This window comes from Micromonospora sp. Llam0 (assembly GCF_003751085.1).
GTDB lineage: Bacteria > Actinomycetota > Actinomycetes > Mycobacteriales > Micromonosporaceae > Micromonospora_E.
This window is the reverse complement of record NZ_RJJY01000001.1, coordinates 4915224-4933318: the sequence shown is the minus strand read 5'-3', so window position 1 is coordinate 4933318 and position 18095 is coordinate 4915224. Positions and strand designations below refer to the sequence as shown.

General features: G+C 73.6%; 13 protein-coding genes. 8 read left to right on the top strand and 5 right to left on the bottom strand.

All coding sequences use genetic code 11. The features are described from left to right. From EDC02_RS21460 to EDC02_RS21450, 3 genes are read right to left on the bottom strand one after another with little or no spacing between them, the layout of a single operon-like run. Positions 1-588 (bottom strand): TetR/AcrR family transcriptional regulator, encoded by a 588-nt coding sequence (locus EDC02_RS21460; RefSeq protein ID WP_158632260.1) that lies wholly within the window; start codon positions 586-588, stop codon positions 1-3. Further along, positions 585-1529 (bottom strand): oxidoreductase, encoded by a 945-nt coding sequence (locus EDC02_RS21455; protein WP_123603508.1) that lies wholly within the window; start codon positions 1527-1529, stop codon positions 585-587. Before EDC02_RS21455 ends, EDC02_RS21460 begins: the two co-directional genes overlap by 4 nt. A gap of 60 nt (positions 1530-1589) precedes the next feature. Continuing rightward, a complete protein-coding gene (locus EDC02_RS21450; protein ID WP_123603507.1) occupies positions 1590-2171 on the bottom strand; it encodes a TetR/AcrR family transcriptional regulator in 582 nt (193 codons plus the stop codon). 106 nt (positions 2172-2277) lie between these two features. On the opposite strand from EDC02_RS21450, the gene EDC02_RS21445 reads away from it, so the two are divergent. From EDC02_RS21445 to EDC02_RS21430, 4 genes are all read left to right on the top strand, one after another. After that, positions 2278-2676: a hypothetical protein gene (locus EDC02_RS21445; protein ID WP_123603506.1), complete on the top strand. Its 399-nt coding sequence runs from the start codon at positions 2278-2280 to the stop codon at positions 2674-2676. A gap of 80 nt (positions 2677-2756) precedes the next feature. Continuing rightward, on the top strand, positions 2757-3356 hold the full coding sequence (locus tag EDC02_RS21440) for a DM13 domain-containing protein (RefSeq protein ID WP_123603505.1): 600 nt from the start codon (positions 2757-2759) through the stop codon (positions 3354-3356). 5 nt (positions 3357-3361) lie between these two features. Beyond that, a complete protein-coding gene (locus EDC02_RS21435) occupies positions 3362-4093 on the top strand; it encodes a response regulator transcription factor (protein WP_123603504.1) in 732 nt (243 codons plus the stop codon). Continuing rightward, entirely contained in the window at positions 4086-5192 is a 1107-nt protein-coding gene (locus EDC02_RS21430; protein ID WP_123603503.1) for a cell wall metabolism sensor histidine kinase WalK, read from the top strand. Before EDC02_RS21435 ends, EDC02_RS21430 begins: the two co-directional genes overlap by 8 nt. Before the next feature lie 50 nt (positions 5193-5242). Here EDC02_RS21430 and EDC02_RS21425 read toward each other — a convergent pair whose 3' ends face one another. Further along, a complete protein-coding gene (locus tag EDC02_RS21425; protein WP_123603502.1) occupies positions 5243-6850 on the bottom strand; it encodes an ABC transporter permease in 1608 nt (535 codons plus the stop codon). Next, positions 6847-7767, bottom strand: a complete 921-nt coding sequence (locus EDC02_RS21420) for an ABC transporter ATP-binding protein (protein WP_123603501.1) — start codon at positions 7765-7767, stop codon at positions 6847-6849. Before EDC02_RS21420 ends, EDC02_RS21425 begins: the two co-directional genes overlap by 4 nt. Before the next feature lie 172 nt (positions 7768-7939). On the opposite strand from EDC02_RS21420, the gene EDC02_RS42840 reads away from it, so the two are divergent. From EDC02_RS42840 to EDC02_RS21400, 4 genes are all read left to right on the top strand, one after another. Continuing rightward, positions 7940-8758 carry a helix-turn-helix domain-containing protein gene (locus EDC02_RS42840; protein WP_370461480.1) on the top strand — a complete coding sequence of 273 codons (819 nt, stop codon included), beginning with the start codon at positions 7940-7942 and terminating at the stop codon, positions 8756-8758. Then, positions 8755-9600, top strand: coding sequence for a ThuA domain-containing protein (locus EDC02_RS21410; protein ID WP_370461479.1), 846 nt, complete (start codon positions 8755-8757; stop codon positions 9598-9600). Before EDC02_RS42840 ends, EDC02_RS21410 begins: the two co-directional genes overlap by 4 nt. Positions 9601-9746: 146 nt before the next feature. Further along, positions 9747-14408, top strand: coding sequence for a hypothetical protein (locus tag EDC02_RS21405; protein ID WP_148083539.1), 4662 nt, complete (start codon positions 9747-9749; stop codon positions 14406-14408). A 28-nt stretch (positions 14409-14436) separates the two neighbouring features. Continuing rightward, positions 14437-18093 (top strand): hypothetical protein, encoded by a 3657-nt coding sequence (locus EDC02_RS21400; RefSeq protein WP_123603499.1) that lies wholly within the window; start codon positions 14437-14439, stop codon positions 18091-18093. Positions 18094-18095: the final 2 nt, after the last annotated feature.

The following is an 18095-nucleotide window of genomic DNA, read 5'->3' as shown; positions in this document are numbered from 1 at the left end:
TCACTGCCCTTCCAGCGTCGAGTCACCATCGAGGACGATGGTCACGGCGGTGTGCATTCCGTTGCGGTATTCGTCGATCGACGACACCTTGTGTTTGAGGCCGAACGACGCCGCGTGCAGATGCTCGGCCAGGTCCCGGGCGGAGAGCCCGGCCGGGCGCCACCGGTCGGCCGCCCCGCTGTCGACCAGCACCCGCTCGATCCCGTCGACCAGCCCTTTCTCGATCCGGCCGGCCAGCGGGCAGTTCAAGGTCGCGGCGGCGCTCAGCAACTCTTCGAAGTTGCCGTGCACGGCGGCCCCCACCCCCGGCGTCTGGCAGGCTTCAAAGGCGCCGAGGAGCCGTTGCCGCGCGTCGAGGTCGGTGCGGTCGAAGGCGGCCTGGGTGGCCGTGCACACTGCGGCCACCAGCCGCTCCACGGCGGCGACGAACAGCGCCTCCTTGGTCCTGAAGTGCAGGTAGAGCCCTTGACGTGAGATGTTCGCCGCCTTGGCCAGGTCGTCCATCGAGGTTTTTTTGAACCCGTAACGGATGAATACGTCGACGGCGGCGTCGGCGATCGCGTCGCGGCGCGCGCTGCCCGGGGTCACGCCGGGCCCTCCGCGCGTCTCAGAGTCGCGAACGGGTAGCTGACCCCGGTCAACTGCTCGCTCTCGGACCACAGTCGGCTGGCCATGACGGTGTCCTTGGCCCGCGCAGAGCTGCGGGCCGACGCGGGTGGCCCGGAGGTGCCGATCCGGCGGGCCGGCCCCCAGTAGCTGCCGGCGACGGCCTGCGGATCGGTGGCGGCGCGCAAGCTGGGCAGCGCTCCGGCCGATGGCTGCATCCGGATCATCCGGTCGATCCGCGACCGGTTCTCGCCGGTGGACCGGCCCTGGTGGCGGCCGATCTCGGTCGAGGTCAGGCCGGGATGGGCGGCTACGGCCCGCACGGTCGACCCGGCCTCGGTCAGCCGGCGTTGCAGTTCCAGGGTGAACAGCAGGTTGGCGAGTTTGCTCTGCCCGTACGCGGCCCACGGCCGGTAGCGACGCTGCCGCCAGTTGAGGTCGTCGAGGTCGATGCCGCCGGTCCAGTGGGCCAGGCTGGAGACGGTCACCACCCGGGCCGCCGGTGCCGCGTCGAGCAGCGGCAGCAGCTCGCCGGTGAGCGCGAAGTGTCCCAGATGGTTGGTGCCGATCTGCAGTTCGAAGCCCTGCCGGGTGCGTTCCAGCGGCGGTGCCATCACGCCGGCGTTGTTGATCAGCAGGTCGAGCCGGTCGTGTGCGGCGCGGTAGGCGTCGGCGAACGCGGTGACCGAGTCGAGGTCGGCCAGGTCCAGCTCGGCCCCGGTCACCGTACCGGGCGGCTGGCCGGCCCGGATCCGGTCCAGCGCCGCTTCGCCCTTGCCCTTGTCCCGGTACGTCAGCACCACGTGCGCGCCCTTGGCGGCGAGCATCCGGGCGGTATCGAAGCCGATGCCGGTGTTCGCCCCGGTCACCACCGCGACCCGGCCGGTCTGGTCGGGAATGTCATCGAACGACCATTCAGCCACGCTGAACCCTCGTTTCTCCGTCGCCTACTTGACAGTCGCGACAAACTTTACGGTAAGTGCTCAGTCTGTCAAGTTCGCGGGTCCGGACGCGGGCTCGAAGAGTAGGCGGATCACTGGGCCGGCGAGCGCCGCCGGGTCGTCGTCCGGCTCGTGCGGCAGCGCCCCGGACAGCCACAAGGTCGCGAAGCCGTGCACGATCGACCAGGCCGCCAGGCGGGCGTTGTCCCGGTCGCCGGCCGGCACCCGGGCGTCGCCCAGGCTGGCCCGCAGCGCCCCGCCGGCTCGTTGTCGGGCGGCGGCCAGCTCTGGCGCGTCGAAGTGCAGCAGGCTCGGTTGGAACATCACCTCGAAGTGCGCCCGGTGGGTCGCGGCGAACCGCACGTACGCCCGGCCCGCGGCGAGGATGTCGTCGCCGGCGGCCTCCAGTCGGGTCGCCAGCAGGTCGAGACCCTCGGTGGCGATCGCGGTGAGCAGGCCGGTCTTGTCGCCGAAGTGGTGTGTCGGGGCGGCGTGCGAGACCCCCACCCGTCGGGCCAGGTCGCGCAGGCTCAGTGCCGCCGCCCCGGATTCGGCGATCGCCTCGGTGGCGGCGGTCAGCAGGGCTCGCCGCAGGTCGCCGTGGTGGTACGGCTGTTGCCGCATCGCGTCTCCCATCATCTTGGCGTTGACAAGATGTTACCCGGAGCGGTTATCTTGTCATTGCCAAGATGACGGCCGCGTGCAGCGCCGAGCCCGAGGAGCACCCCTGATGAGTACGGCGGACCGATGGCTGACCGTGATCGCGCTGGTCAGCGTCCCGACGGTGATGTTCGGCGGCTACTCGTTGATGCGGCTGGCCGCCGCCCGCAAACTGACCGACTTCCAGCTGTCGCTGTTCCGGGCCGGCCACGCCCACGCCGGCGTGCTGCTGGTGCTGACCCTGACCGCGCTGAGCATCGCCGCCCGGGCCGGACTGTCCGACCCGTACACCTGGGTGGTCGGCGCGCTGCTGGCCGCCGGCACGATCAGCCAGTCCGGCGGCTTCTTCCTGCACGCCGGGATCGGCCGCCCCGGACAGTGGTCGGTCGGCAACACCCTGACCGTGCTCGGCGCGGGGCAGCTCACCGTCGCGCTGCTGCTCCTCGCGTACGCCGTCGCAACCAGCTGACCTGCCGGTACGCCGACCGTAAGACTTTTGCAAGAGATCAACTACGGTCGGCCGGGCGCTACCGCCGTAGGCTGATCCGCGTGTGGAAACGACTCCTTGCCAACCCGTTGAGCTGGCTGCTCGCCGTCGTCGTAGCCGCCGGACTCGCGTTCGGCGGCTACTGGTTCCAGCCGTGGAAACTGTTCACCGACGACGTGGTCGACGAGGCGCTGCCGCAGGTGCAGACCGCGGCGACCGGCACCCCGGCACCGGACCCCGCCGCGCCCGGGACCGACTCACCCGGGTCCACCGCCTCCGGGTCCGCACCGGCCAGCCCGTCACCGGCCGGCAACCAACTGCTGGCCTCCGGCGAGTTCGTCACCCACGAGCACGAGACCAGCGGCACCGCCGAGGTCGTCCAGTTGGCCGACGGCCGCCGTCAGCTCGTGTTCCGCGACTTCGCCACCTCCAACGGCCCGGACCTGCGGGTCTGGCTTTCCGACCAGCCGGTGCTGGACGGCCGCGACGGCTGGTTCGTCTTCGACGACGGGCAGTGGGCCGAGCTGGACCGGCTCAAGGGCAACCGGGGTGACCAGGTGTACGAGATTCCTGCCGACGTCGACCTGACCAGCCTGACCAGCGTGTCCATCTGGTGCAAACGCTTCTCGGTGTCGTTCGGGGCAGCCGAGTTGGCCGCCTGACAGCCATGGCCGCGCCCACCACCGGCGGACCGTCCCTACGGGTGCTCGTCGTCGACGACGACCCCACGGTGTCCGATGTGGTCCGCCGTTACCTGGAACGGGCCGGCTACCAGGTCACCCGGGCCGCCGACGGGGTCGCCGCGCTGGCTGCGGTCGACCAGTGCCGGCCCGACCTGGTGGTTCTGGACCTGATGCTGCCCGGGTTGGACGGGCTGGAGGTGTGCCGCCGGCTGCAGCGGCAGGCCAGCGGCGTACCCGTGATCATGCTGACCGCACTCGGTGAGGAGGCCGACCGGGTGATCGGCCTGCAGCTCGGTGCCGACGACTACGTCACCAAGCCGTTCTCGCCCCGGGAGCTGGTGCTGCGGGTGCAGTCGGTGCTCCGCCGCTCCGGGCCGCCCCCCGGACCGGTCGGCGGTGAACCTCCGGTGGTCCGCGACGGCGAGCTCGCCCTGGACACCGGCCGGCGGTCGGCCCGGCTCGGCGACACCGAGCTCGCGCTCACCACCCGTGAGTTCGACCTGCTGCTGCACCTGGTCCGCCACCCGGCGAAGGCGTTCCGCCGGGAGGAACTGCTCGCCCAGGTGTGGGGCTGGAACTTCGGTGACCAGTCCACCGTAACCGTTCACGTGCGACGACTACGGGAGAAGGTCGAGCGAGATCCGGCCCGACCCCGGCGGATCGTCACCGTCTGGGGCGTCGGCTACCGCTACGAACCGGCGGCCGGCAATGCCTGACCTGCCCACCGGCGACGTCCTCGCCGTGCTCGCCATCGGGCTGGGCGCGTCGCTGCTGATCGGTGTGCCGGGCGCGGTCGCGCTGCGGATGCTGCGCCGGCACAGCATCGTCGTGCACCTGACCGTCCTGCTCACCGTCACCGTACTGGCGGTCCTCGCCGGCGTCGTCGGCGCGGCCCAGGCGATGTTCCTGTCCGTCCACGACCGGGACGTGGTGCTGCTGGTGCTCGCCGCGTCCGGAGCGGTCAGTTTGGCCGTCGGCTGGTGGCTGGGTGCCCGGCTGGCCCGGCAGGCGGTCTGGGCCGACCAGCTGCGTCAGCGGGAACGTCAGGCCGAGGCGAACCGGCGGGAACTGGTCGCCTGGGTGTCGCACGACCTGCGGACGCCGTTGGCGGGGCTGCGGGCCATGGCCGAGGCGCTGGAGGACGGCGTCGTCGCCGACCGGGCCACCGTCGCCGACTACCATCGGCGGATCCGGGCCGAGACCGACCGGATGACCCAACTCGTCGACGACCTGTTCGAACTGTCCCGGATCAACGCCGGCGCGTTGCGGCTGTCGCTGCGCCGGGTGCCCCTCGCCGAGGTGGTCTCCGACGCCCTTGCGTCGGCCGAGCCACTGGCCCGGGCGCGGGGCATCCGGTTGGTCGCCGCCGAACGCGGCTGGCCGTTGGTCACCGCCAGCGAGCCGGAACTGGCCCGGATCATCGGCAACCTGCTACGCAACGCGATCCGGTTCACCCCGTACGACGGGGTGGTGCAGGTCAGCGCGGGCCGCGACGGCGCCGCCGCCTGGCTGGCGGTGCACGACACCTGCGGCGGCATCCCCGAGGCGGACCTGCCGAGGGTGTTCGACGTGGCGTTCCGGGGCGAAACGGCGCGCAGCCCCGCTCCCGCCGGCCCGCCCCGAGCGCAGGCGCGGGTCGGGCCGGCGTACCTGCCCGCCTGGGCCGGACCGGGCCGTCCCGAGCCGCCGCCGGCCGGCGGCGGGCTCGGCCTGGCGATCGTGCGCGGCCTGGTCGAAGCGCACGGCGGTCGGGTCGAGGTGGCCAACGCCGGCCCCGGCTGCCGGTTCCTCGTCCACCTGCCCGCCGCCGGTTGACCCGGCACGCCGGGCCGCTGGTCAACCTCCGGTGCGCCCTTTCCGGCCGGTCAGCCGACCGGCAGGTCCCGCCGCCGCAGCCCGATCATTCCGGCGGTGGCGGAGCCGGCGGCCAGCAGCGCCAGGACGACCAGCGGTACGGCCGACACCTGCCCGCCCGGCAGGCTCGGCAGATGCGTGAACGGGGAGAGATCGCGCAGCGGCTGCGGCAGTTGCAGCAGCGCACCGAACAGGTCGAGCCCCACCGCCGCCGCCAGCACCGCCCACCCGGCCATCGCCAGCCGGGGCGCCAGCCCGACCAGGGCGAGCGCGACCGCCGCGAGCAGCCACACCGCCGGCAGCGTCGCGAGTGCACCGACCAGCACCCGGACCGTCGTCGGGCCGACGTCACCGCCGGACAACCCGTACGCCGCGCCCATCGTCGACCCGGCACCGGCCATCAGCACGACCGGGCCGACCAGGGCGAACAGCAGGTGACTTGCCGCCCAACGGGACCGGGACACCGGTGCGGCGAGCACCGGCTCGACCCGACCGCTGGTCTCCTCGACCCGTAGCCGGCCCACGGCGGCGATCGCGTACCCGGCGGCCCCGACAGCGAACAGGCCGAGCATCGCGGCCAGGAACAGATCAACCAGGCCGGCGGCCCCGCCGAGCCGGGCGAACAGGTCGCGCAGCGTGGGATTGTCGGTCAGCATGTCGCCGACACCGCCGGCCACCCCGCCCAGCAGCGCACCGGTGAGGGCGAACCCGGCCGTCCAACCGGCCAGCGACCCCCGGTGCAGCCGCCAGGACAACGCGACCGGGCCGGCCAGCCGGGGTCCGCCGGTAGCCGGCCCGGTGCCGGCCGCCAGCAGCCCGGACCCCAGGTCCCGGCGGCCGTGCAGCCCGGCCGCGACGGCGACCAGCCCGGCGGTCACGGCGGCGAGCGGTCCGAGCACCCACCAGGCGTCGTCGGCGTACGGACGCAGCCGCATCACCCAGCCGAACGGCGACCCCCCGCTCAGCCAGCCCAGCGGCCCGCCGGTGTGGGCGCTGAGGTCGCCGACGACCCGGCCGGTCACGGCGGCGCCGAGCACGACGGCGGCGATTCCCCGGGCCGCTGCGGCGGTGGTGGCGAGCTGGGCGGCGACCGCCCCGACGGCGGCGAACAGCCAGCCGGCCGCGGTGAACTGCGCGCCCAGCGCGACCGACCCGGCGACCGGCAGCCCCTGGCCGGCCAGCCCGGCGGCGACCGCCGTGGCGAGCAGCAGGTTGGCGGCGAAGACGACGACGAGGACGGCGGTCGGGCCGGCGTACCGGCCGATCGGGGCGGCGCCGAGCAGCTCCCGCCGGCCGGCCTCCTCCTCGGTACGGGTGTGCCGGACGACGGTGAGCAGGCTGATCAGCGCCACGATGACCGTGACGATGCTGATCCGCCAGGCGACCAGGCCGCCGAGGTCGGCGGTGTGCACCGGGCCGTACAACGCGACCAGCGCGGCGTTGGCGTTGCTGGTCTGCGCGAACGCCGACCGTTCGGCGGCGGTGGGGTAGAGGGCGGGGAAGGCGGCCGCGAAGTTCGCCGGCATCACCGACAGCCAGATGATCCACAGCGGCATGACCAGCCGGTCGCGGCGCAGGATCAACCGGACCAGGTGCCCGGTGCCGGCCAGCGGGTTCACCGCCGTGCTCCGGTGCCGCGGTAGTGCCGCAGGAACAGTTCCTCCAGCGTCGGCGGCTGGCTGACCAGCCCGCGTACGCCGGCCTCGGCCAGCCGGCGCAGCACCTCGGGCAGCGCGGCCGGCTCGACCTCGCAGCGCAGCCGGGTCCCGTCGACGCTGAGCCCGTGCACCCCGGCCAGGTCGGCCAGGTCGGCCACCTCGGGCAAATCGGCCAGGTCGGCCACCTCGGGCAGGTCGGCGACGATGGTGGTACGGGTCAGCTGCCGAAGCTCGGCCAGGGTGCCGCTTTCCACGGTCCGTCCGTCGCGGACGATGGTGACCCGCTCGCACAGCGCCTCGACCTCGGCGAGGATGTGGCTGGACAGCAGGACGGTCCGGCCCTGCCGGGCGGCGTCGGCGACCCGGTCGTGGAACACCGCCTCCATCAGCGGGTCCAGCCCGGAGGTGGGCTCGTCGAGCAGCAGCAGCTCCACGTCGGCGGCGAGGGCGGCGATCAGCGCCACCTTCTGCCGGTTGCCCTTGGAGTAGCTGCGGCACTTCTTCGTCGGGTCCAGCGCGAAGCGCTCCAGCAGGTCGGCGCGGCGACGCCGGTCGAGGCCGCCGCGCAGTCGACCGAGCAGGTCGATCACCTCGCCGCCGGTCAGGTTCGGCCAGAGGCTGACGTCGCCCGGCACGTACGCGAGGCGCCGGTGCAGGGCGACCGCGTCCCGCCACGGGTCACCACCGAGCAGCGACACCTGTCCGCCGTCGGGCCGCAGCAGGCCGAGCAGTACCCGGATGGTGCTGGTCTTGCCGGCACCGTTGGGGCCGAGGAAGCCGTGCACCTCGCCGGCCGCCACGGTCAGGTCGAGCCCGTCCAGCGCGGTGCTGCGGCCGTACCGCTTGGTTAGGCCCCGGACCTGGATCGTTGTTTCCATATCTAGAAAGCTACGTTGCGTTCGCACGACGGTCAATGAAAAGCCCGCCACCAGCGGGCGTGATCCCGTACAGAAGGGTTCAGCGTTGCAATGGCACTTGCGGTTAACGCAACGATCGGCCAGGATGTGTTGCAATGAATTGAGGCTGAATGCAGCGGAGGGTGAAGGGCGGATGCCCGGCGGACGGTTGACCTATCAGGACCGGCAGCGCATCGAGCAGGCGCTCGCCGACGGTGCCGGCTACGCCGAGATCGCCCGCCGGCTCGACCGCCCGACCTCCACGATCAGCCGGGAGGTGGGGCGCAACGGTGGGCCGGGCGGCTACCGGGCCGCCGCCGCGCACCGGGCCACCGCGCACCGGGCCCGCCGTACCGGACCGGTCACCCGGCCAGCGGCCAACCAGAGCACCGGGTACGGCCGGGACGCGGCCGCCGTGCAGGCCTTCGAGCAGCAGTTCGCCGCTCTGATGATCCAGTCCGGCTTTCCCCGGATGACCGCCCGGGTGCTGGTCAGCCTCTTCGTCAGCGACGGCGGTTCACTCACCGCCGCCGAGTTGGTCGACCGGCTGCGGGTCAGTCCGGCGTCGATTTCGAAGTCGATCGCCTTCCTGGAGCGGATCGGCTTCGTCAGCCGGCGACGCGAGCCGGGGCAGCGGCGCGACCGGTACGCCGTCGACGACGGCCTGTGGTACCGGGCCTGGTCGCTGCGGGTGCACGTCTTCCGGACCTGGGCGGACGCGGCGACCCACGGCGCCGCCGTACTCGGGCCGGACACACCCGCCGGGGACCGGCTGCAGCTGATGGGCGAGTTCTTCGGGCTGGTCTGCCGGGACGTCGAGCGGATCACCGCCGAGTGGCAGGCGTTCCTGTCCACCCGTGGTCTACCGCCGCAACCGGACCCCGGTGCCGCCGCCGATGTCGGTGGGCCCATCGACGTCGACGGGCCGGTCGCCGCTGACCCGCCCACCACCGTCGCGGAGCCGGTCCGGTGACCGGCGTGCCGGTCCGGCCCGGTGCCGGCCTCACCCGACGGGCGGTCGGCGCCGGCCTGCTCGGCGGCATCGTGACGCTGGCGACCACCGGCTGTACCGAGTCGAGTACCGAGTCGAGCGCCGAGATCGGGTACCGGGTGCTGGTCTACAGCCGCACCACCGGGTTCCGGCACGATTCCATCCCGGCCGGCGTCGCGGCCGTCGGTGAACTCGGCGCGGAGCACGGCTTCGCCGTCGACGCCACCGAGGACCCGGCCGTCTTCACCCCGGAGGACCTGAGCCGGTACGCCGCCGTCGTCTTCCTCAACACCACCGGCGACGTGCTCGACGACGCCGGCCGGGCCGCGTTCGAGGGCTACATCAACGACGGCGGCGGATTCGTCGGCGTGCACGCGGCCGCCGACACCGAGCACAACTGGCCGTTCTACGGCGAACTTGTCGGCGCGTACTTCGCCCAGCACCCGCCGGTGCAGCCGGCCACCGTCGAGGTCGTCGACCGGACCCACCCGGCCACCGCGCATCTGCCGACCCGCTGGGCGCGTACCGACGAGTGGTACGACTACCAGACCCGGCCGACCGACGCCCGGATCCTCGCGGTGCTCGACGAGACCAGCTACACCGGCGGGCAGATGGGGCAGCCGCACCCGCACGCCTGGTGCCGGACGTACGCCGGCGGCCGCACCTTCTACACCGGCGGCGGCCACACCGTCGAGGCGTACGCCGAACCGGCGTTCCGCACCCACCTGCTCGGCGCGATCCGCTGGGCCGCAGGTCGGTCGCCCGCCGCCGACGTCGACGAGGGCCGGTCGGCCGACGACGCTGACCGGGACGCCACAGGGTGACGGCCGGGCCCCGGGCTCATCCGGACGGTCAGCGCTGACCTCCGAAGGTCGGTAACTATCCAAGATCTGATTGAACACGGAGTGTGACGTGGCGCACGCTGCAGACCGGTCCGAGTCCGGCTGCAGCAGCCTCCGAGGAGGAGCGCGTGTCAGAGCCAGTCCGTGGAGATCTCCCCGCCGTCCGTACCGTACTGACCAGTCTCGCCGCGTCGGCCGCGGCGCGTGTCGCTGCCGAACTGCCCCGCGACGCTCGGCTGGTGCACCGCCGTGACGAACGCGAGGAACTCCTCGCCGGCCGGTTCGTCGACAGCCGCACCGGGCTGACGCCGGACCGCCGAGTCGGCCCGTTCCGCACCCCCGGCGGGGTCGACGTCTGGTACGAGACGTTCGTCGCCGCCCGCCGGCTCCAGGTCCGCGAGGCCGGTGCCGCCGCACCCGCGTTCGTGGTCACCCAGGCCCGGCCGCCGGCCGTGCAACGTACCGGCACCGTCGTCGACATCGAAGCCGGCACCGTCTGGATCCGCGGCGACCTGTTCGGCGGTCTGCCCGCCGACGCGTACGCCGGCCTACTGGTCACCGGCGGGACGCTGACGCTGGGCAGCGCGACGACGGTGCACGGCGACGTCGTCGAGGTGCCCGCGCCGCTGAGCGCCGTACTGCGACTCGACCCGGCACCCGACCCGCCGCCGGCCGGCGGTGTCGGCGGCTGCCACAGCGCCGGGACCGCCACCACCCTGCCCGCGTCGGTGACCTTCCGGTTCAAGTCCGGCGCGGTCGAGATCGTCGGCGACCCCGGCGCGGCCACGGCCTGGGGGCAGCAGTTCCGGTTCGGCCCGGCCACCGGGGACCGGACGTTCGTCGAACAGCTCTGGACGCTGGTGCTCGGCTACACCATCGAGCCGGCCACGGTGGACGCCACCCCGGTCGGCGCCGACCCGGCCGGCAACCCGTTGGTCGGCTTCAGCGGCACCGGCACCGTCCGCGACGCCGGGCTCGGCCTGCCGGTGGTCGTCGTCACCGACCCGGCGTTCCTCGGCGAGGCGTCCACCGCAGCGACCTGGCTGCTGCGGGTCACCGGCCTGGCCGCCCGCTGGTACGCCCCGGACCCGCGGGAACACCCGCTGGACAGCGCGTGGATGGTGATCGGCGCGTCCGCCGCGACGGTACTCGCCGACCCGGTCACCCCGCTGGCGCCGCCGGTCGCCCATGACATCCAGTTATGGGCGATCGCCGGCGGCGGCGGGCACCGGCTGCCCTGGCGGCAGATTTACGACGTACCGTTGCGGGTGTTGCACCGGTGCCACGCCGTCGAGGGTGAGCACCTGATGGTCACCGGCCGCAGCGAGGTGGCCGTCGACCGGCCGGTGACCACCGCCGGGCAGCCGGTGCCCACCCCGGGTGGTGCCGGCACCCTGCTGCTGCACCGCCGCGACGGCGAGATCACCGTGCTGCTCGGCGCGGCGGTCCCGGCCGACGCCCGCAGTCACCACCAGTTCGCGCTACGCAATGCGCTGCTGTGGACCACCGTCCCGGCGTTCGTCTACGTCCAGGGCACCCTCGCCGGGCCGGCCGGGCCGACCGCCGACGGCCCGCTACTGGTCGACAACGGCACCGCCCAACTGGCGTTCGGACTGCACGCCTGGGCGCCGACACTGCCCGACCCGTACGTGTCCAACGGCGCCCTCGACCGGCCCCGAATCGGCCGGGAACCGCCACCGGCGGCGCTGGTCTGCCGGATCGTCTGGACCGCGCCGGCCGACGTGCGGGTCGAGTTCGACGGCCAGCTCGGGCCGGCGGTGGCGGTCACCGGCCGTCCGGCGTCACCGGGCACGCCGCAGCCGCCGCCGAAGTCGTCCGGACCCGACATCGGGTTCAGCCAGGTCGAACAGGGCCGCCTCGGGCTGGACAAGAAAACCGACGCGCAGTGGGACTCCGCCCGTCGGCTGGAGCTGGAACTGCGCGGCCAGCGGATCCAGGCCGCCGCCCGGTCCGACGCCACGTCCACCTCGATGGTCGACGGCTACCTGTCCGAGGTGGTCGGCCGGCCGCCGAACCTGCTGCTGCTGGACGTCTCCACCAACCAGGACCTGCTCGGCGTCGGGCTCGGCATCGGCCCGAACCACCCGGACACCGAGTACGCCGTTGCCGGGCTGGCCACCCGGGCCGAGGTCGGCGCGCTGCGGGTGACGGCGCTGCCGCAGGTGCAGTGGGAACCGGTGCGCACCCTCGACACCGACCAGGACATCATCACCCTCGGCTGGTTTCCCACCCCGCTCGCCTCGGCCACCGACGGCGGCGCCACCTCACTCGGTGCCCGGTCCCAGCGGCTCGTCCCGGTGGCGCCCGCCGACGCCGTGGCCGGCACCCTCGACGCGTTCGGCGACGGCACCCCGGTCGGGGTGCGCACCACGTTCCCGTTCGGCCTGATCGCGGCGGTGCTGGTCCAGCCGTACGACGACGGGCCGCGCCCGGCGGACCTGCTCGGGCTGACCCGCCCCGAGTTCGGTGACACCCGGGGCGGCATCCAGATCACCGCGCAGGCCGAAGGCGGCCGGCCCGACGACGGCGGCGTGTCGGCCACCTTCGCCGGCCGGATGCGGCAACTGATCAACGGGGTGGACCTGGCCAGCGGGGCCCCGCTCGGGCTGTCGGTGCTCGGCTCCACCGCCGACCCGAGCGGCAGTGTGGAGACCGTCTTCAACACCGACATGGCCACCGACCCCCGGGTGCCGGTCACCCGGATCGACCTGTCCGGCTACGGCGGCTCCAACTTCAGCGACTGGAACAACCCGTTCGCCGCGTTCGCCGAGGCGGCCAAGGTGCAGTTCCGGGTGATGATCGGCCGGACCGCGCTGGAGGTCGTCAAGGTCAACAGCGTGCTGCACCCGTGGGGCATCCGGGTGACCCGCTCGGTCACCGTGGAACGCCGCCCCGGCGGCGGGGTGATCCGCCGCGACAGCGGCTGGCAGCCGTTCACCCCCGGCCTGTTCGACTACCGCTACCGCGACGCGGGGGCGATCACCGTCGCTCCGTACATCTTCGACGCCGGGATCTTCCGGGGCCTGTTCGACGTGCGCAACATCCGGCCGGCGCCGGGCGCGGAGTTCGGCCACGGTGGCGCGCGGCTGGTGCCGTACCACTTCGACGCCGACCTCGCCCTCGACGGCGCCGCCGGGACGACACCGGCGGCCGGGGTGCTCGGCTGGCTGCAGGTCGAGCCGAGCGGTGTACCGGCCGCCCCAGCCGCGCTGCGGGCACTGATCGAGGCGCAGGGGCCGGTCGGCGGGCCGATCGACACCGTCGTCGACGTCGGCGGCAGCGGCCTGCCGATGCGTGCCCAACGGATCGAGGTCGGCCTCGCCGACGATGCCGGCACCCCGGTGTTCGTGGCGACCGTGCGCGGCACCCCGCAGCTGCCCCGCACCGGCTCCTGGTCCATGGTGGTGCGCCCGGTCGGCGCCCCGGCCGGCGGCGGCGAGGCGACCGCCGTCGCCGACACCCGTGGTACGCCGCTGATCCGCCGCTACCCGGTCGGCTACCCGGCCAACGAGCTGCCGATCGGCGAGCCGCCGCTGGCCGGCACACCGGGGGAGTACCGGTTCGCCGACCCCGCCGACCTGCTGCGCCCGACCGACCCGGCGACCGAGTACGCCTTCGTGCAGACCACCGCGACCCACGCGTTCCTGTTCCCCCGGCCGGTGGTGCCGGCACCCGGCGTTGCGCGTATCGAGTCGCGGCACCGGCCCGCGCTGGCCGACGTCCTGGCCCGGTCGATGTCCAAAGGGGCGTTCCCGCCGCCGCCGAACACCCTGGAGACCGCGCCCGGCGCGCTGCACCTGGACGTCGGGGCGGGAGGGGCGTTGGCGTTCAGCGCCCCGGTGACGTTCACCAACCCGCCGACCGCGCTGCAGCTGGGCGGCACCCCCGGGCACGGGTCGGCGCTGCGCTACGACACCGCGACGCTGCGCCTGGAGGTCACCGAGGACCGCTGGTCGGCCGACTTCGCCGGACTGCGGGTCTGGACCGACGTGGCCGGCCTGGCCGAGCTGACCGGGTCCGAGCTGCACATCGTCGGCGGCACCGACCAGCGGCCGCAGGTGGCCCAGCTGCGGTCGTTGCTGCTCGCCGAGATCGAGCAGATCCTGCAGTACCTGCCGTTCGTCGGCGACCGGGGCGTGCAGGGCCCGATCGACCTGGCGGCGGCCAACGCCAAGCACGAGCTGAAGTTCGAGACGAAGCTGAAGTTCGACCTGCCGGACACCATCGTGCCGCTCGGCGACTACTTCAAGCTGAGCCTGGCGGTGGCGGTCAGCGCCGGGGTGAGCCTCACCGACGGCAAGGCCAAGGGGTCGGCCAGCCTCGGGATCGCCCTCGAAGGCAAGATCCCGGTGCTGTCGGTCGGCGTCGCGAAGGTCTTCGTCATCGTCTCCGGCAGCGTCACCTTCTCCATCGCCCTCATCTCCGGCACGGTCACCAGCGAAAAGCTGGAACTGGTCGCGTTCGCCGGCGTCGGGGTGCAGGGCCAGATCGGCCCGTTCAAGGCGTACGCGTTCCTGGGCATCGGCTTCGTGCTGGTCTACGACGCGATCGCCGGCAAGACCAAGTACGGCGGACTGGTCGCGCTGGAAGCCGGGGTGGACCTCAAGGTCGTCAAGGTCAAGATCCGGGCCGAGCTGAGAGGCCTGGTGTACGACGACGCCGGCACCACCAAGTGCGACTACTCCGGATCGGTCAAGATCCAGGTCGATCTCTTCTTGATCCTTTCGATCAGCGCGTCCTACCAGGTCACCGAGACCGCCGCCCTGTGACGACCAGGGCGGCGAAGAAGGCGGACAGATGGCAACCTCGCACAAACTCACCCTGGTGCCGTACCTGCAGCGGTGGGACCACACCGGGCGGACGCTGACCGTACGGCTGCTGGTCGCCCCGGCCACCGACCCGCTCGCACCACTGCTCGCCGCCCCGGCCGGCGTGCCGGCCTTCGCCGACGCCCACCTCGCGTTCGCGGTGTCCATCTCGGACGCCGTCGCGGCGCTGCCGCGGCGCGACCGGGTCGACCAGACCATCGCGTTGCCCGCCGCTCCGGCGACACTGCACGCCCCACACACCCGGAGCATCTTCACCGCGATCGGCGAGGCACTGGAGATCCCGCCCGGCCCGGCCGGCGACACATTCGCCCCGCAGGACCGCGACACCACCCGGCAGCTGCGCAAGTACCTGCCGGGCAGCTACCGCCGGTCGTTCGGGTTCGTCCGCCCGCGTACCTCGCTGGCCGTCACCGACGCCAGCTACCACTGCCTGATGACCTGCCCGCCGGACCCGGCGCCGCCGGTGCCGCCGACGGTGATCGGCTGGGGCGAGGCGATCGCGTACGCGCTGCGCCGTCCCCGCCTCGCCGAAGCCCTCGGCCTGGTCGTCACCCTCGACGTGCCGGTCGACGCCGACCCGCGGCTGGCCGCCGGCGGCTGGCTCTGGGTCGACCTGGCCGCCCACAGCGACTACGCCGACGTCGTCGGCGCCGACCCCGGGCTGGTCCGTGCCTTCGCCACCCGGGTGCCGCCGCTGCCCGCCGCCGACACCCGGCCGGTCTTCACGCCGGTGGCGTTCCCGGTCAGCGCCGACGCCGCCGAAGCCGGCACCCTCGGCAACTACGACAAGGTCTTCGCCGAGACGCTGCGCTTCGACGACGGCTTCGCCAAGATCGTGCACGCCCGGCAGCCGGTCAGTGCCGACCTGCTCGACGAGACCGGCGACGGCGCGCCGATCGCCCGCGACGAAGGTGTCCAGCTCGGCTGGGACGACGAGGACATCCTCGAAGGGCAGAACCGGGCGCTCGGCGCCCCACCCGACGGTGCGGATCCGGTGCTCGCCCCGCGCGGCGTGCTCGGCTACCGGGTCGACGTGCGCCCGGCCGGCGGCACCGAGTGGACCTCGCTGTCCCTGGTGGACGCCCCGCTGGCGGTCGGCGTCGACCTGGGTACGGCCCGCGAGGAACGGTGGACCGAGGTCGCCCCGGCCGAACACAGCGGCCAGCTCTGGCTACCCGCCTGGTTCGTCCGCTGGCGCGGCGGGTCACTCGTCGTCGACACCGACGACGAGCAACGGCTGATGGAGGTGCCGCCCGGCCCACCGGAGCAGGCGGTGCCGGTCGACGCCGACACGGTGCTGCCCCGCTACGGCCAGTCGTACGAGTTCCGGGTCCGGCTCGCCGACCCCACCGGCGGCGGCCCACCGGTTGACGCCGCGCCGGTCGACGCCGCACCGGGCCAAGTCGGCGAGGCGCCGGTCGCGCTGCTGCACCTGCGTCGACACCGGCCGCCGGCCCGGGTCGGGCTGGACCCGTTCACCCCGGAACCGGACGGCACCGTGGCGGCGTTGCGGCTGCACCGGCCGCGCCTGGGCTACCCGGAAGCGGTGTACGCCGCCGGCCCGGCCGCCCGCACCGACCTGCTCGCCCAGATCGCCGCCAACGACGCCGGGCCGCCGGAAGCGGCGACCGCGCCGGGCGTCGCCGACCCGGACGCCGTACTGCTGCAGGTCCGGGTGCTGCTGAAGGCCCCGGCGTTCGATCCGGCCGCCGACGCCGACGGGTACGTCGAGTGGTACACCACCACCCGGCTGTTCCCCGACGCCGCCACCGGCGTGCTCGACCTCGACCTGACCTGGGTCGACGCCGGTGACTACCGGTCGGTCGACGTCGCCGATCAGCTCGGCCCGGACGGGCTGGTCAGCGGCCCGGTCACCATGGTCACCGGGCGGGACCTGCGGCTGGAGGTCCGGGCGATGGGCCGCGACGATCTTGGCTACTTCGGCAGCGACGCCGCCCGGCGTGGCCCGGCCGAGATCATCGACCTGCACGGGACGGCCGATCCGGCGAGCGAAGCCGACCTGCTGCGCCCGTTGCCGCCGGCCGACAGCCTGCGGTCGGTGTTCCTGCGGCCGGACCCGGCCGGCGCGCCGCCGGCCGTGGCGGCGGTCGCCGCCCAGACCGCACCCACCCCGGCGCTGCTCGGCCGGCTGGCCGGCGCGCTCGACCTGGTCGCCGACGGCCCGACCCTGCTCGGCGTACCGGGGGAGCGGGTGGTGTTCGGCTGCGCCGGGCTCGGCCACCACCTCGCCCCGGACGGCGGCAGTGTCGAGTTCACCGATCCGACCGAACTCGCCGGGCGGTGGCTGCACGCCGTACAGGCGGTGGTGGATCGGGACTGGACGTGGCGCGGCGCCGGCTCGCCGACGCTGACGCTGCGGCGCACCGTACGGCTGCCGGACGCCCCCGGTGCCCCGCAGACCGTCACCGACGTCGGCGTGATCGAACTGGTCGACTCGGTCAACGTGCAGGCCGGCACCGGCGACACCGAGCGCGGCTTCGTCCGGATGATCTTCCTCGACGTGGTGGCGGCACCGCTGGGTCCCGACGGGCTGCCGTACGAGCCACAGGTCGACTACGACCTGGAGTTCCGCCTCGAAACCGGCGACGTGGTGCGGCAGGTGATCTCGTCGACGCTGCCGATCGTCACGCCGCCGAGGCAGGTGCCCCGGGTGGTCGCCGCCGGCATCGCGCTCACCCCGTACGGCACCGACGCGTCGTACGCGGCGACCACGCCCCGGATCCGGCGGCTGTGGCTGGAGTTCGCCGAGCCGTTGGCCGACCCGCGTGACGCGTACTTCGTCCGGCCGTTGACCGTCACCCCGGACCCGATGCTGCTGCCCGGCACCGAACCGGTCGCCGACCCGGCCACCGTGCCGACCCTGCCGTTGGACCCGGAACCGGTCCGGGTGATCACCCCGGGCCAGGCGCAGGACCTGGCCGGGTACGCCACCATGCAGCGCCTCGAACCGGCAGCCGACAGCGACCGGCACTTCCTGGTGCCGCTGCCGCCCAACACCGACCCCGGCTCGCCGGAGCTGTTCTCGTTCTACACCTACGAGATCCGGGTCGGCCACGACCGTGGGCCGGCCGACGATCCACTATGGTCCACTGCCCAGGGCCGGTACGGCGAGCCGCTGACGTTGGACGGGGTGGCGCATCCGGCTCCGGAGCTGGCCGCCTCGGTGCTCGCCGAACCGGACGGTGCGGTGCGGGTCCGGGCTCCGTACGCCATCCCGTACCTCGGGCTGCGCCGGGTGTTGTCGGACCCGCCGAACACCCAGCTGTGGGCGGTGCTCTACGCCCGGGTGATGCAGGCAGACGCGAGCACCCGGCGCAACGTGCAGGTCGGCCTGCGTCCGTTGTGGATACCTCGACGACAGCCCGGTCCGCGTTCGGTGCCGTTGCCGCTGGAGGGGGAGACGACCTGGTCGGGGGCGGAGGTGCGGGCGGCGTTGGAGGCGGCCGGGTTGCCGCCCGGACTACCGGTCAGCGTGCTCGTCGTCGAGGTGCTGCCGGAGCCGAACGGAGGCTTCGCCGACCCGCTCGGCGGCGACCTGGGTCAGGTCCGGATCCTGCGGACGTCGCCACTGTCCGCCGTCGACCGCGACTGCTGCGTACCGTGACG

Excerpts from the sequence above, each read along its gene's own strand:
- EDC02_RS21450 (WP_123603507.1), bottom strand. The coding sequence starts at position 2,171 with ATGCGGCAACAGCCGTACCACCACGGCGACCTGCGGCGAGCCCTGCTG.
- EDC02_RS21445 (WP_123603506.1), top strand. The coding sequence starts at position 2,278 with ATGAGTACGGCGGACCGATGGCTGACCGTGATCGCGCTGGTCAGCGTC.
- EDC02_RS21435 (WP_123603504.1), top strand. The coding sequence starts at position 3,362 with ATGGCCGCGCCCACCACCGGCGGACCGTCCCTACGGGTGCTCGTCGTC.
- EDC02_RS21430 (WP_123603503.1), top strand. The coding sequence starts at position 4,086 with ATGCCTGACCTGCCCACCGGCGACGTCCTCGCCGTGCTCGCCATCGGG.
- EDC02_RS21420 (WP_123603501.1), bottom strand. The coding sequence starts at position 7,767 with ATGGAAACAACGATCCAGGTCCGGGGCCTAACCAAGCGGTACGGCCGC.
- EDC02_RS42840 (WP_370461480.1), top strand. The coding sequence starts at position 7,940 with ATGCCCGGCGGACGGTTGACCTATCAGGACCGGCAGCGCATCGAGCAG.
- EDC02_RS21400 (WP_123603499.1), top strand. The coding sequence starts at position 14,437 with ATGGCAACCTCGCACAAACTCACCCTGGTGCCGTACCTGCAGCGGTGG.